Origin of the sequence: Thermus thermophilus (assembly GCF_019974155.1) — a bacterium.
Lineage (GTDB): Bacteria > Deinococcota > Deinococci > Deinococcales > Thermaceae > Thermus > Thermus thermophilus_C.
This window is the reverse complement of record NZ_AP025158.1, coordinates 1,590,351-1,603,427: the sequence shown is the minus strand read 5'-3', so window position 1 is coordinate 1,603,427 and position 13,077 is coordinate 1,590,351. Positions and strand designations below refer to the sequence as shown.

Sequence of the window (13,077 nt, the reverse complement as noted above, 5' to 3'; positions counted from 1 at the left end):
CCCTCTTCGGGAGCCCCCGGGGCCCTTCAGAAGCGGCGGTCCACCAGGAGGCCCCCTTCCAGGGTTTCCACCAGCTCCGCCTCGTCCACCTTGAGCCCCGTGGCCTTCTGGATGGCCTCAAAGAGGCCGGGGGGAACCTTTTCCGCCTTGAGGCGGAGGACGAGCTTGTCGGTGCCTTCCAGCTTCCTCTCCACCACCACCTGGAAGCCCTTGGGGTCCAGGCCAAAGCCCGCCAGGATGGGGGCGAGCTCCGTGGGGTAGAGCTTGACCCCCTTCACCTTCACCATCTGGTCCGTGCGGCCGAAGACCCCGCGGGGAAGCACCGTGAGGCCCTCCCGCCTTTCCGCCACCGCCAGGTCCCCGGTGCGGAAGCGCACCATGGGCATGAGGGTGCGGCTTAAGGCGGTGACCACGAGCTCCCCCTTCTCCCCGTCCGCCACGGGCCTTAAGGTCTCGGGGTCCAGGACCTCGAGGACGGCCATCTCCGGGATCTCCCAGAGCCCGTCCTTCTCCATCCGCTCCCCGGCCACGATGCCGAGCTCACTGGTGCCGTAGGCGTCCAGGGCCACGCCCCCCAGGGCTTCCTCCACCCGCTCCCTGAAGCCCGGCACGGAGGTGAAAGGCTCCCCTCCGGCAAGGAGCAGGGGGAACCGCCCCCCCGCCTGGGCTACCTTCAGGGCGAAGGAGGGGTTGGTGACGAGGACGTCAAAGCCGTAGCGCTCCCCGAGCTCCGCCACCCGCTTCGCCTCCCCGGGCCCGTGGGGAAAGACCAGGTTTCCCGCCCGCCAAAGGGCCTGGTGGAAGAGCCACCCCCCGGCGAAGACGTGGTAGCTGAAGGCCACCAGGACCCTTTTCCCCACCAGCCCCATCCGGCGGTAGTGCGCGGCCAGGGCCTCGGCCTGGTAGTGGAGGTCCTCCTGGGAGAGGTACTCGGGCATCCAGCCCAGTACGGGGCTTGGGGTGAGGTGCATGAGGCTCGCCCCTTCCGGGGGCTTGGGGTTTTCCCCGAGGTAGGCGAGCCACTCCTCCCGGGTGGTGGGGGGGAGGGAGGAGAGGTCCTTTAGGGTGAGCTTTTCCGGGTCCACGTCGCGGAGCTTCTCCCGGTAGACGGGATGGGCCTTCGCCTTGGCCACCACTTCTCTGAACCTCGCAAGCCGGTCCACGTCCACCTCCTTCGGCTTGGGTGGGATTATACCCTTTGGGGCAGGGGCTTGGCCTTAGAGGGGCACCACCCGCTTCAGCACCTCCTCCAGGGGCGCGGTGAAGACCCCGATGGCGTAGTCCCCCACGCCCCCCACGAAGACGAGCTCCTCCCCGTGGAGGAGGAGGCCGTTGCCGTAGAGGGTGAGGGGGCGGTCCCCGTAGCACTCCGCTAGGCCCTGGGGGGCGAGGAGGTAGTGGGAAAGCCCCAGAGGCCGCCCTTCCGGGCTTAGGCGCATGAAGCCGTGGCGGTAGGAGAGGTCGTGGCGGAGGATCCCGTGGTAGGCCACGAGGTAGGTGCCGTCGGGGAGCCTCAGGGCGTTGGTGGACCAGCCCACCTTGTACTCAAAGGCCTCCGGGGCGAGGACGGGCCGGAGGTCGTAGGCCTTGAGGGTCTTGAGGTCCAGCCTGCCCCGCCAGCAGAGGTCGGGAAGGCCCGAGAGGCTGGGCCTGAGGAGGATGTGGTCCCCCTCGAGGAAGGTGGCGTTCTTGGTGGGGAGGTAGAGGGCAAGCCCCGTCTCCTCCCCGGCGAGGCCGATGCGGATGGGGGCCTTCCGCTTGAGCTGGAAGGCCTCGTCAAACTCCGCCAGGGAGAGGATGGCGGTGAAGACCTCCTTGCTGTCGGTGTTGCGGGCGTCCCCCAGCTTCCCCACCCCCGTGTAGAAGAGGGCGTACCCCCCTCCTGGCGGTGGGCCCGGGCGTCCTCGCACCCCCGCACCGCCTCAAAGAGCTCCGTGGGGTAGAGGAGGATGCGCACGGGGAGGGGCCTGGGGATCCGCCCCGCGAGGAGGTCCTTTAGCGGCAGGGCGGCGTGGCCGATGGCGGAGGCGTAGCTGTAGTACTCAAAGACGAGGCGGGGGAAGAGGTGGACCACCTCCCCCTCCAGCACCGCCCCGGGGTTGAAAACCGCCAGCGGGCGGCGGGGGTAGTTCTCCACGTACACGTCCTCGGGGCCGATGTACACCTTGCGGGCGAAGAGGTCCTCCGTGTGGGGGCCCCTAAGCCCCCGGGCCCGGCTGAGGAAGAACCGGGCCTCCTCCTTAAGGGTTTCCTCCAGCTCGGAGATGGTCATACTCCCTCCCAGGGAAGCTCGGAGACCAGGCGCGAAAGCCGCGCGAGGCCTTCCTCCAGGGCCTCTAGGCCGTCCCGCCTCAGGGTGATGTGCCCCACCTTGCGCCCGGGGCGCACCGCCTTGCCGTACCAGTGGAGGTGGGCCCCCTCTACCTTCAGGACCTCGGCGAAGGGGGGCTTCTCCCCGATGAGGTTCACCATGGCGCTTTGGCCCCTGGGGGCGGTGCTCCCCAGGGGAAGGCCCAGGACGGCCCGGAGGTGGTTCTCAAACTGGCTCGTCTCCGCCCCTTCTATCGTCCAGTGGCCGGAGTTGTGCACCCGGGGGGCCATCTCGTTGAAGAGGAGTTCCTCCCCCACCTGGAAGAACTCCAGGGCGAGGACGCCCACGTAGTCCAGGGCCTGCATGGCCCTTAGGGCGTAGGCCTCCGCCTTCTTCTGGAGGGCCTCCCTGGCCCCGGGGGCCGGGGCCAGGGAGAGCCTGAGGATCCCCCCCCGGTGGCGGTTTTCCACCAGGGGGTAGAAGGCCACCTCCCCCGTCCGGCCCCGGACGGCGAGCAGGGAGACCTCCCGGTCAAAGGGGACGAAGCCCTCCAGAATAAGCCCCCTGCCCCCCAGGGCCCTTAGGGCCTCCAGGGCCTCCTCCTCCTTGCGCACCAGGGCCTGCCCCTTGCCGTCGTAGCCGCCCCGCCTCGTCTTGAGGAGGGCGGGGAGGCCTACCCGCTTAAGGCCCTCCTCCAGGTCCTCGGGGCCGTCCACGGGGTGGAAGGGAGGGGTGGGCACGCCGAGGCCCCGGAAGAAGGTCTTTTCCCGGAAGCGGTCCTGGGCCACCTCCAGGGCCCGGGGCGAAGGGTACACGGGAAGCCTCTCCTCCAGGCGCCTCGCCGCCTCCACGGGAACGTTCTCAAACTCGTAGGTGACGAGGGCAAGCCCCTCGGCGAAGCGCAAAAGGGCCCCTTCGTCCAGGAAGTCCCCCACCACGAGCGCCCCCACCTGCCCGGCGCAGGCCTCGGGGGAGGGGTCCAGGAAGCGGAAGGAAAGCCCCAAGGGGTAGCCGGCAAGGGCCAGCATCCGCCCGAGTTGCCCTCCGCCCAGGATCCCGATCACGCCTGGTCAAGTATAGCGCACATTAGCGCACCCCGGCCCCCCACCAGGAGGAGGACCTAGACCTTCCTTCCACCCCTCCCACGATCCCCCGAAGAGGATGGGCTTGAGGCGAGAAAGGTCCCTCGGCACCTCGCGCCCGAGGAGGGGAAGGAAGGTGCCTGCCCTCAAGACCCGCCAGGGATTAACGCCAGGGGAGTTCCTTCCGTCGGTGACCTCCCTTTGGCTCCCCGAAGAGCCCTGAAGGCTTGAAAACAAAGCCAGGTGGCGCTTCGCCCTCCCGATCTCCCGGGAAAGCCTGCGCCTCAGGTAGGGGTTGCGCTCCTGGGCTTTTTTGGCCCGGAGCTCCTGCACCCTGGAGGCGTAGAAACCCTGGACGTGACCCCTGAAGCGTTCGTCCCGGAGAAGCCTCTCGTACCCCCTGGGAAGCTTCTCTTCAAATCCCAAGGCCCTTCTCCCGATGACGTAAGCGGCAGCCACGTCCTTGGAGAGGGAAAGCTGCGGGGCGTACTTGAGCATCCCGATGGTGGAGGTGTCCCGCGGGTTCACCTCCACCACCTGAACACCCCTCTTCCGGGCCAAGGAGTGGACCTTCCGGAGAAGGGAGGCGTAAGCGAAGCGGTGTTGCTTCCCGCGGAAAGCCCTTCCCGAGCCGTCACCCCTCCTGGACTTCCTCAGGTACTTCAGGCGTTCCGTGGCGATGGCCACGCCTTCCTCCAAGGCTATGGCCACCACCTGGTGCGCCACCTTCCAGAGGAGGAGTTCCTTGGTTCCCCTGTTCTCCGCCCGGTCCACTTCTTCCAGGGAGAGGGTGAGGTGGCGCCTCAGGTTCCCGTCGGGGGAGACGAGGGCTAAGGCCAGGTGGTAAGGGTCCGAGTTCACGTCCAGGGCGAGGACCCCGTTCTCCTTCGTGGCCACAAGAGGAACGGCTTCCTCCTCCCAGGTGAAGGTGGCGTAGACCTTCCCCTCCCGCAAGGAGAGGGCCACGTTGTAGGGGAGGGAGGCGTAGACCCTCCCCACCAGGGCGCTCAGGTTGGGGTGGCCCGTCTTCACCAGGGCGTGGGCGTAGCTCCCGTCCCCAAGGTTGATCCGGAGCCGCAAGGCCCCGTCTTCCACGAGAAGCCTCAGGTTGAGGTTGCCGCCTTTAGTCTTGTCTCCCCGGGAGTAGAGGAGGCCTTGCCTCCTTTCTCTCCACTCCCGCTTGAGCTCCCTCAGGGGTTTACCCGAGAGGTGCCTGCGCTTGAGCTGTTGGAAGAGCTTTCTCCCCCCGAAGACCACCTTCCGGGGGTCTTCTCCTCTCTCCCTGGCGGAGTCCAGGACGGCCTGGGCCTTCAGGATCGCGTCGTCGGCGTAGCGGGTGTTGAGGCGGAAGGAGGTGCAGAGGAAACCGTCTGCCCGTTTGAGCTCCTCTCTGGTCTGACCTTCCAGGAGGCGGTTGTAGGCGTAGCGCACCCCGGCGGAGAAGCGGCGCATGAGGTCCAGGGTGGCCTTGCGGTCCTCTTCAGAGGGGAAGACGAGAAGAGCATGGACTCCGGTGAAGGCCTTCGCCCTCTCCTTTGAGGTGCGCTCCCGCGCGGCTTTAGGCTTGGCCTTCACCTGGGGCCTCCTGGGAGGGAGTATACCAGTCGCACTGGAGGAACTTGCTGGAGTGAGGTGCTGAGAAGCGGAAGCGTTTGAGTGTCAGGGTGAAGTGGGGTGCGTTATTTTTCAACTGTTTGCACCTCCTCCCTGGGGTCGGGGTGGGCGAGGACGGCCTCCGTCTGGGCCTTGCGGTAGGCTTTGAGGCGCTCCCGGATCTCGGGGTGCTTGAGGCCCAGGATGCTTGCGGCAAGCAAAGCGGCGTTCACCGCCCCTGCTCGCCCGATGGCCAGGGTGCCCACGGGGACGCCCGCGGGCATCTGGACGATGGAGAGGAGGGAGTCTAGGCCCCTTAGGGCCTGGCTTTCCACCGGCACCCCGAGGACGGGCAAGGCGGTGTGGGCCGCGGTCATGCCGGGGAGGTGGGCCGCCCCCCCGGCCCCGGCGATGATCACCTGGATCCCCCGCGCCTCGGCGGTCTTGGCGTACTCCGCCATGAGGTCTGGGGTGCGGTGGGCGGAGACCACGCGCACCTCGTAGGGGATGCCCAGGGCCTCGAGGGTCTCCGCCGCGTGGCGCAGGGTCTCCCAGTCGGAGCGGGAACCCATGATCAGGCCTACCAACGGCGCCATCGTACCGGATTGTAAAAGCCCTTCCTCCTTTGGTAAAGCGGTGGGGGTATGGACGCGCTGGAGCTTTTGCGCCTCAACCTCCTCTCCCCCATGGTCCTCGCCTACTTCTTGGGGATCGCGGCCAGGCTTTTGAAGAGCGACCTCGCCTTCCCCGAGGCCCTCTACACCGCCCTTTCCATCTACCTCCTCTTCGCCATCGGCTTCAAGGGCGGGGTGGAGCTTTCCCACACGCCCTTGGCCGCGGTGCTCCTTCCCGCCCTCTTCACCCTGGCCCTTGGGCTTTTCCGCCCCTTCCCCGCCTACCTCCTCGCCCGGCGGTTCCTCCGGGTGGGGCGGGAGGACGCCGCCGCCCTCGCGGCCCACTACGGCTCCGTCTCCGCCGTCACCTTCCTCGCCGCCCTCACCTTCGTCCAGGCCGTGGGGGACGCCGCCCCGGGGTTCATGCCCACCCTGGTGGCGCTTCTGGAGGTCCCGGGGATCGTGGTGGCCCTCCTCCTCGCCAAGCGGAAGGGGGGGCGCTTGGGGGAAGCCTTGCACGAGGTCCTCACCGGCAAAAGCGTGGTCCTCCTCCTCGGGGGGCTTCTCGTGGGCCTCCTTTCCGGCGAGGAGGGGATGAAGAAGGTGGAGGCCTTCTTCGTGGAGCCCTTCCAGGGCGCCCTCACCCTCTTCCTCCTGGACCTCGGGATGGTGGCGGCCTCGAGGCTTTCCGCCCTGCGCCAGGTGGGCTTCAGGCTCGTCCTCTTCGGCGTGGGCCTCGCCCTCTTCCACGGGGCCTTGGGGGTGTACCTGGGCCTCCTCGCGGGCCTCGGGGTAGGGGGGGCGGCGGTGCTTGGGGCCATGGCGGCGAGCGCCTCCTACATCGCCGCCCCCGCCGCGGTGAGGATCGCCCTTCCCGAGGCGAACCCCAGTTTGTACCTCACGGCGAGCCTCGCGGTCACCTTTCCCTTTAACCTGATCCTGGGGATTCCCCTTTACCACACCCTGGCGGTCCTTTGGGGAGGTTAGGCCATGGACCTGGTGCCCTTGAAGCTCGTGACCATCGTGGCGGAAAGCCTTCTGGAAAAGCGGCTCGTGGAGGAGGTCAAGCGCCTGGGGGCCAAGGGCTACACCATCACCCCCGCCCGGGGCGAGGGCTCCCGGGGGCTTAGAAGCGTGGACTGGGAGGGGCAGAACATCCGCCTGGAGACCATCGTGAGCGAAGAGGTGGCCCTTAAGATTTTGCAAAGGCTTCAGGAGGAGTACTTTCCCCACTACGCCGTCATCGCCTACGTGGAGAACGTCTGGGTGGTGCGGGGGGAGAAGTACGTGTGAGGCCACCCCAGGCCGGCGCCCTACCCGGTGCGGGAGGGGCGCCGGGAGAGGAGAAGCCCAAGCCCCCCGAGGAGGAGAAGCCCTAAGAGGATGGCCCAAAGGGGGAGGCGCTGCCCCAGCAGGTAGCCCAAGAGGAAAAGCCCCTGGGTCCAGAGGAGGCTCCCCAGGGCCACCAGGGGGAGGTAGCGGGCGAAGGGGAAGCCCCAGGCCCCGAAAAGGAAGGGCACCAGGGTACGCACCCCCCCGATGAAGGGGGCGAGGAGGAGGACCAGGGGGCCAAAGCGGAGGGCGAGGCGCTCCCCCTTTCGCCAGAGATCCTCGGGGAAGCGCCGCCTCAGGGTTTTCCCCCCGTAGCGCCCCAGGGCGTAGCCCAGGAGGTGGCCGAGGAGGCTTCCCAGGAAGAGGAGGGGGAGGAGGGGAAAGGCCTCAAGGCCGCCCTCGGCGGCCAGGGCCCCCAGGGCGAGGAGGAGGGTGTCCCCCCCGGGCACGAAGAGGCCGATGGGAAGGCCCGTCTCCAGGAAGAGGGAGAGGGGGGCGAGGAGGAGGAGGGCGTTCATGCGGGGGCGGGCTTGCGGGTGGCCCAGAGGCTTCCCAGGAGGAGGACGGCCAGGATGAAGAGGCTGAAGGCCTCCTTATCCAGCCCCAGGGCGAGCTCGGGCCGGTGGAGGACCTCCTTGGCCAGCTTGTCCCACCCGCCCACGGCGAGCTTCACCCCGGCGAGGCCCACCACCAGGTAGGCCAGGTGCTTGAACCGGGGGTAGCGGTCCAGGAGGGAGACCACGAGGCTCGCCAGCGCCCTGAGGGCGAGGATCCCCAGGAAGACCCCGGTGTAGATGACCCAGAGCTTGTCGGAGACGGCCACGGCCACCAACACGGAGTCCACGGCGAAGGCCAGGTCCATGAGCTCCACCTGGGCCACCACCTTCCAGAACTGGGCCGCGCTCACCTCCAAGGGCGGGGGGGCGTGGGCCTCCTCGGGCTTCAGGAAGTGCTTCAGGGCGATGTAGAGGAGGTAGGCCGCCCCCAGGGCCTGGGCCCACCAGAGCTGGATGACAAGGCTTGCGAAGAGGAGGGCGAGGCCCCTTAGGATGTACGCCCCCAGGATGCCGTAGAAGAGGGCCTTCCGCCTCAGGTGCACGGGGAGCTTCTGCACCATGACCCCCAGGATGAGGGCGTTGTCCGCCGAGAGGATCACCTCCAAGACCACAAGCGTGAAGATGGCCGAAAGGGCGCCCATGAGTTCCACGTTCTCACCTCCCAAAAAGAAAGGACCACCGCTAGGCACGGTGGTCTTGCCCGAGGGCTTCCGCCCTCCCGGCCCCCGGGGCTTCTAGGCCCGTCCTGACGGGGGACCGGCCTTGGGGCTACTCCCCAACCGGGGCCAGTATACAAGGGTGAGGCCGTGGGGGGAAGGGGGGCGGGGCTTGGGGCTATACTCAAAGCCATGGACGAGGCGCGGAAGGAGCTTCCCACGAAGGAGCAGGTCCTCGAGGCCCTGAAGGTGGTCTACGACCCGGAGATCCCGGTGAACATCGTGGACCTGGGCCTGGTCTACGACGTGGAGGTCCACGAAAACGGGGTGGTGGACATCACCATGACCCTCACCGCCATCGGCTGCCCCGCCCAGGACGTGGTCAAGGCGGACGCGGAGATGGCCGTCATGCGCCTGCCCGGGGTGCAGGGGGTGAACGTGGAGTTCGTCTGGACCCCGCCTTGGACCCCTGCCCGCATGACGGAGGAGGGCAAGCGCATGATGCGCATGTTTGGCTTCAACGTTTAGATGCCTTAGGGACGCCTATCCCCTGGCCCCGGGCGAGGGGAAGTGGGAGAATGGGGCCATGCCGGTTAGCCGCTACTACGACGTCAAGCGGGACGAGAAAGGCGAGCGTTACCTGGAGCCCTACGTCACGGGGTTTTTGCTCCTCAGGCTTCCCCTCCTCAACAAGGGCACGGCCTTCACCGAGGAGGAGCGCCGCGCCTTGGGTCTGGAGGGGCTTCTCCCTCCCCACGTGAACACCCTGGAGGAGCAGAAGGAGAGGGTCTACCGCCGCTACCGCCTCCAGACCACCCCCCTGGAAAAACACATCTACCTGCGCAACCTCCAGGACCGGAACGAGGTCCTCTTCTATGCCCTTGTGGTGGACCACCTGGAGGAGATGCTCCCCATCCTCTACACCCCCACGGTGGGGGAGGCGGTGCGGGAGTTCTCCCACATCTACCGCTACCCCCGGGGCTTCACCGCGAGCACCGGGAACATTGACCGCATAGACGAGGCCCTCCAGAACGTTCCCTTGGAGGACGTGCGCCTCATCGTGGCCACGGACTCCTCCGCCATTTTGGGCATCGGGGACCAGGGCTACGGGGGGATGGCCATCAGCATCGGCAAGCTCACCCTCTACACCGCCGCGGGCGGGGTGGGCCCGGACAAGACCCTCCCCGTGGAGCTGGACGTGGGCACGGACCGGGAGGACCTCCTCAAGGACCCCCTCTACCTCGGGGTGCGGCACCGGCGCCTGCGGGGGGAGGAGTACTTCCGCTTCCTGGACCGCTTCGTGGAGGCGGTGAGGCGGCGCTACCCCAAGGCCCTCATCCAGTGGGAGGACTTCGCCAAGGAGACGGCCTTCCAGGTGCTGGAGCGCTACCGCAAGGTGGTCCCCTCCTTCAACGACGACATCCAGGGCACGGGGGCCGTGGCCTTGGCCGGGGTGCTCTCCGCCTGCCGCCTCAAGGGGGAGAGGCTTTCGGAGCAGGTGGTGGTGGTCTACGGGGCGGGGGCCGGGGGGATCGGGGTGGCCTGGGCCCTGGTGGAGGGGATGAAGCGGGAGGGCCTTTCCGAGGAGGAGGCCAAGGCCCGGGTCCTCGTCCTGGACTCCAAGGGCCTCCTCGTGGAGGGGCGGAGCATGGAGGCCTACAAGAGGCCCTACGCCCAAAGGCCCGAGCGCCTTCAGGGCTGGCGCTTTTCCGGGCCGTACCCCAACCTCCTGGAGACCATCCAAAACGCCCGGGCCACGGTCCTCCTCGGCCTTTCCGGCCAGGCGGGAAGCTTCACCGAGCCCGTGGTGCGGGCCATGTTGGAGAACACGCCCCGCCCCGTGATCTTCCCCCTCTCCAACCCCACCTCGGCCACGGAGGCCCTTCCCGACGACCTCGTCTACTGGACGGAGGGGGGGGCCCTGGTGGCCGCGGGAAGCCCCTTCCCCCCGGTGGGTTTCAAGGGGCGGGTCATCCCCGTGGGCCAGGGGAACAACGCCTTCATCTTCCCCGGGCTTGGCCTCGGGGCGGTGCTCTCCCGGGCCCGGGAGGTGACGGACGGGATGGTGCTGGAAGCCGCCTACGCCCTTCACGACTACACCCGGGAGCACTTCCCCGAGCGGATCTACCCCCCCGTGGCCCGGCTGCGGGAGGTCTCCCCCTACGTGGCCGCCCGGGTGATGCAAAGGGCCCTGGAGGAGGGGGTGGCGGAGGAGGCCCGGGTCCAGGGGCTTGCCCTTGAGGCCCTCCTGGACTTCGTCAAAAGCCGCTTCTGGGAGCCCAGGTACCTCCCCTACCGCCCCGCCCCGGTAATCTAGGGGCATGGCCTGGCGCCTCTTGCGCCTCGAGCCCGCCTCGCTCCAGGAGGAGTTCCCCTCCTCCCCGGAGCCCGGGCCCTTCCACCCCCTGGAGGCGCCCTGGGAGGCCAAGCGGGGAGGCGGGGCCTCCTGGCCCGAGCCCCTCTACTTCGTGGACGGGAGGGAGCGGGCCGAGGCCCTGGTGGCCCAGGGGCCCCGCCTCGCCCTCCTGGGGTGCGTGGCCGCGGGGGCCGTGGCCCTCACGGGGGGAAGGGTGGAGGTCCTGGGCCTGAGGGTCCGCCGCGTGGGGGTGGGGCTGGAGGAGGCCCTTGGGGCGGGGGAGCTCGTCTACGAACCCGCCCCCACTTTGGGCGAGGGGCTTGAGGGGCTTTGGGCGGGGCTTCGCGCCGCCCGGGAGGCCCTGGAGAAGGAGGTGGCCGAGGGGCTTGAGGGAGGGCTTCTCGTGGTGGACGGCCCGGTGCGCCTCCTCCGGGAAGGCCCCCTCCTCGGTTACATCAAGACCCACTGGGTCCGCTACCTGCCCAAGGAGCGGGAGGCCCTCCTCGAGGCCCTGGCCCCGGGGGAGCGCACCCCCGCCTTCCGCGTGCGCCGGAAGGGGCTGGAACTCGCGAGCTGGTATGTGCGCCTGCCCCTGCCCCCGGAGGGGCTCCGCCCCCCCTTGGCGGGGCTTTTGCGGGTGGAGACGCCCCTTCATGGCCCCTTCCTTGAGCTCGCCGACCTCTCCTTGGGGCTTTTTCCCGCCCTGGCCTCCCACCCGGTGAAGGACCCCCGGGCCCCCCAGAACCTCCTGCCCGTGGGGGGGCTTGAGCGGGAGCTTGCCCGCAGGATGGGCAGGCCCGAGGTGGTGGGCCGCATGCTGGCGAGGCACTTGGGAGGTGCGAGGTGAAGCGCATCGGCGTGGTCTTGGGCCGGCGGGAGGCCACCCCCCTGGAGTTCTGGGTGGGGGTGGAGGGGGACGGGCTTTTGCGCCTGGACGACCTGGTGGTGGTGGAGGGCTTCCACCCCCAGGTGGGCCGGGTGCGCTTCTTCGGCATGGTGGACCACGTGGCCAAGGTCCACGAGGGGGAAAGCTTTGACACCGACACCTTCCTCGCGGTGGAGGGCAAGATCCCCGTGAGCCTGGCCTACGTGGCCCACGTGAGCGTGACCCGCATCCTCCCCGAGGAGTTCTTCCCCCCGGACCCGGGCTCCCCCGTGTACCTGGCCCAGGAGGAGGATCTGGAGCTTGCCCTCTACTACGACGCCATGAAAAACCAACGGGGAAGCACCAAGCTCCCCGCCGGGCTCCTCAAGAACGGGGAGGTGGCCTACCTCAACCTGGAGTTCTTAAACGGCGTCAAGGGCGGGCACGTCAACATCTCCGGCATCAGCGGGGTGGCGGCCAAGACGAGCTACGCCACCTTCCTCCTCAAAAGCCTTCTGGAAAGCGGGGTCCTGGAGGACGCCCACCAGGCCAGGGTCCTCCTCTTCAACGTCAAAGGGGAGGACCTCTTCTTCCTGGACAAGCCCAACGCCCGCCTCACCGAGGAGGCGCGGAAGGCCTACGCGCGGCTTGGCCTCCCCGCAACCCCCTTCGGGAGCGTGGCCTTCCTCGCCCCGCCCAAGAAGGAGGGTTACCTCCCGGACGTGGATACCCGCCTGGAGGGGGTGGACGCCTACCACTGGGACCTGGTCCAGTTCTGCCAAAGGGGCCTCCTCCCTTTCCTCTTCGCCGACCGCGCCGCCATGACCAACCTGGGCTTCCTGGTGGCCCACGTGACGGAGAAGCTCAAGCGCCTCGCCGAGGGGCAGAAGGGCCCCCACCTCCTGGTGGAGGACTGGCCCGGGGGGGAGGCTTCCGAGGGGATGAGCTTTGACCAGCTGGGAAAGGCGCGCCTCAGGAGCTTCTCCGACCTCGTGCGCTACCTGGAGTACAAGCTCCTGGGCCCCGAGACCGGGGAAGGGGAGGGGGACCGGGGCTGGACCGCAAGGCAGGCCAAGGGGACCCTGGAGGCCTTCGTCCGCCGCCTCCGCTCCAGCGTGGAGAACGTGGCCCACCTCATCCGAGGGGACCGGCCCGGAAGCCCCCCGGACCCCCTTTCGGGGAAGGCCCAGGTGCACGTGGTGGACCTGGCCAAGCTCTCCCCCCAGGCGCAGATGTTCGTGGTGGGAAGCCTCCTCAAGGACCTCTTTGAAAGGAAGGAGCGGGGGCAGTACCGGGGGAGGGTCTTCATCGTCTTGGACGAGCTCAACAAGTACGCCCCCCGGGAGGAGGAAAGCCCCATCAAGGATGTGCTCCTGGACATCGCCGAGAGGGGGCGCTCCCTCGGGGTGATCCTCATCGGGGCCCAGCAGACGGCGAGCGAGGTGGAACGCCGCGTGGTGGGGAACGCCGCCATCCGGGTGGTGGGCCGGCTGGACGCCGCCGAGGCGGAGCGCCCCGAGTACCGCTACCTTCCCGCCTCCTTCCGCCAGCGGGCCCTGATCCTCCCCCAGGGGGCGGTGATCCTCCACCAGCCCGAGATCCCCGTGCCCCTTTTGGTCCACTTCCCCTTCCCCGCCTGGGCCACCAAGAGGGAGGAGGTCCTGGAGGACAACTCCGCCGAGGCCCTGCGCCGGGAGTTCTTCGGGTAGGA

At 68.6% G+C, this 13,077-nt stretch carries 12 protein-coding genes and 1 pseudogene; 6 read left to right on the top strand and 7 right to left on the bottom strand.

Annotated elements, in window-relative coordinates:
• Nucleotides 1–26: 26 nt before the first annotated feature.
• From TthTMY_RS08565 to purE, 5 genes and pseudogenes are all read right to left on the bottom strand, one after another.
• Nucleotides 27–1,163 (bottom strand): phenylacetate--CoA ligase family protein, encoded by a 1,137-nt coding sequence (locus TthTMY_RS08565; protein WP_172844633.1) that lies wholly within the window; start codon nucleotides 1,161–1,163, stop codon nucleotides 27–29.
• Nucleotides 1,164–1,217: 54 nt separating this feature from the next.
• A pseudogene (locus TthTMY_RS08560) lies at nucleotides 1,218–2,272 on the bottom strand (hypothetical protein).
• Nucleotides 2,269–3,375: a 5-(carboxyamino)imidazole ribonucleotide synthase gene (locus tag TthTMY_RS08550; RefSeq protein WP_096410954.1), complete on the bottom strand. Its 1,107-nt coding sequence runs from the start codon at nucleotides 3,373–3,375 to the stop codon at nucleotides 2,269–2,271. The pseudogene TthTMY_RS08560 and the gene TthTMY_RS08550 overlap by 4 nt, the downstream one beginning before the upstream one ends.
• A 6-nt stretch (nucleotides 3,376–3,381) precedes the next feature.
• Nucleotides 3,382–4,968 carry an IS200/IS605 family accessory protein TnpB-related protein gene (locus tag TthTMY_RS08545; protein ID WP_223903193.1) on the bottom strand — a complete coding sequence of 529 codons (1,587 nt, stop codon included), beginning with the start codon at nucleotides 4,966–4,968 and terminating at the stop codon, nucleotides 3,382–3,384.
• Between the two features lie 104 nt (nucleotides 4,969–5,072).
• Nucleotides 5,073–5,582, bottom strand: coding sequence for a 5-(carboxyamino)imidazole ribonucleotide mutase (purE, locus tag TthTMY_RS08540; RefSeq protein ID WP_096410952.1), 510 nt, complete (start codon nucleotides 5,580–5,582; stop codon nucleotides 5,073–5,075).
• 48 nt (nucleotides 5,583–5,630) lie between these two features.
• Here purE and TthTMY_RS08535 point away from each other — a divergent pair, with 48 nt between their 5' ends.
• Nucleotides 5,631–6,587 carry a sodium-dependent bicarbonate transport family permease gene (locus TthTMY_RS08535; RefSeq protein ID WP_096410951.1) on the top strand — a complete coding sequence of 319 codons (957 nt, stop codon included), beginning with the start codon at nucleotides 5,631–5,633 and terminating at the stop codon, nucleotides 6,585–6,587.
• 3 nt (nucleotides 6,588–6,590) lie between these two features.
• Nucleotides 6,591–6,893 (top strand): P-II family nitrogen regulator, encoded by a 303-nt coding sequence (locus TthTMY_RS08530; RefSeq protein ID WP_223903192.1) that lies wholly within the window; start codon nucleotides 6,591–6,593, stop codon nucleotides 6,891–6,893.
• 20 nt (nucleotides 6,894–6,913) lie between these two features.
• On the opposite strand, the gene TthTMY_RS08525 is transcribed toward TthTMY_RS08530, so the two are convergent.
• Nucleotides 6,914–7,450 (bottom strand): DedA family protein, encoded by a 537-nt coding sequence (locus TthTMY_RS08525; protein ID WP_223903191.1) that lies wholly within the window; start codon nucleotides 7,448–7,450, stop codon nucleotides 6,914–6,916.
• On the bottom strand, nucleotides 7,447–8,139 hold the full coding sequence (locus TthTMY_RS08520; protein WP_096410950.1) for a TerC family protein: 693 nt from the start codon (nucleotides 8,137–8,139) through the stop codon (nucleotides 7,447–7,449). Before TthTMY_RS08520 ends, TthTMY_RS08525 begins: the two co-directional genes overlap by 4 nt.
• A 198-nt stretch (nucleotides 8,140–8,337) precedes the next feature.
• Between TthTMY_RS08520 and TthTMY_RS08515 the strand changes: the two genes are divergently transcribed.
• The 4 genes from TthTMY_RS08515 to TthTMY_RS08500 are packed head-to-tail and all read left to right on the top strand — an operon-like array spanning nucleotide 8,338 to nucleotide 13,075.
• A complete protein-coding gene (locus TthTMY_RS08515) occupies nucleotides 8,338–8,673 on the top strand; it encodes a metal-sulfur cluster assembly factor (RefSeq protein ID WP_008631806.1) in 336 nt (111 codons plus the stop codon).
• 58 nt (nucleotides 8,674–8,731) lie between these two features.
• Nucleotides 8,732–10,462, top strand: coding sequence for an NAD-dependent malic enzyme (locus tag TthTMY_RS08510; protein ID WP_223903190.1), 1,731 nt, complete (start codon nucleotides 8,732–8,734; stop codon nucleotides 10,460–10,462).
• 4 nt (nucleotides 10,463–10,466) lie between these two features.
• Nucleotides 10,467–11,348: a DNA double-strand break repair nuclease NurA gene (locus TthTMY_RS08505; RefSeq protein WP_096410949.1), complete on the top strand. Its 882-nt coding sequence runs from the start codon at nucleotides 10,467–10,469 to the stop codon at nucleotides 11,346–11,348.
• Complete coding sequence (locus TthTMY_RS08500) at nucleotides 11,345–13,075, top strand: ATP-binding protein (protein ID WP_223903189.1); 1,731 nt, start codon at nucleotides 11,345–11,347, stop codon at nucleotides 13,073–13,075. The genes TthTMY_RS08505 and TthTMY_RS08500 overlap by 4 nt, the downstream gene beginning before the upstream one ends.
• Nucleotides 13,076–13,077: the final 2 nt, after the last annotated feature.

Bases quoted from the DNA above. Each gene is read 5' to 3' on its own strand.
- TthTMY_RS08505 (WP_096410949.1), top strand. From the start codon at position 10,467: ATGGCCTGGCGCCTCTTGCGCCTCGAGCCCGCCTCGCTCCAGGAGGAG.
- TthTMY_RS08530 (WP_223903192.1), top strand. From the start codon at position 6,591: ATGGACCTGGTGCCCTTGAAGCTCGTGACCATCGTGGCGGAAAGCCTT.
- TthTMY_RS08535 (WP_096410951.1), top strand. From the start codon at position 5,631: ATGGACGCGCTGGAGCTTTTGCGCCTCAACCTCCTCTCCCCCATGGTC.
- TthTMY_RS08525 (WP_223903191.1), bottom strand. From the start codon at position 7,450: ATGAACGCCCTCCTCCTCCTCGCCCCCCTCTCCCTCTTCCTGGAGACG.
- TthTMY_RS08515 (WP_008631806.1), top strand. From the start codon at position 8,338: ATGGACGAGGCGCGGAAGGAGCTTCCCACGAAGGAGCAGGTCCTCGAG.
- purE (WP_096410952.1), bottom strand. From the start codon at position 5,582: ATGGCGCCGTTGGTAGGCCTGATCATGGGTTCCCGCTCCGACTGGGAG.
- TthTMY_RS08510 (WP_223903190.1), top strand. From the start codon at position 8,732: ATGCCGGTTAGCCGCTACTACGACGTCAAGCGGGACGAGAAAGGCGAG.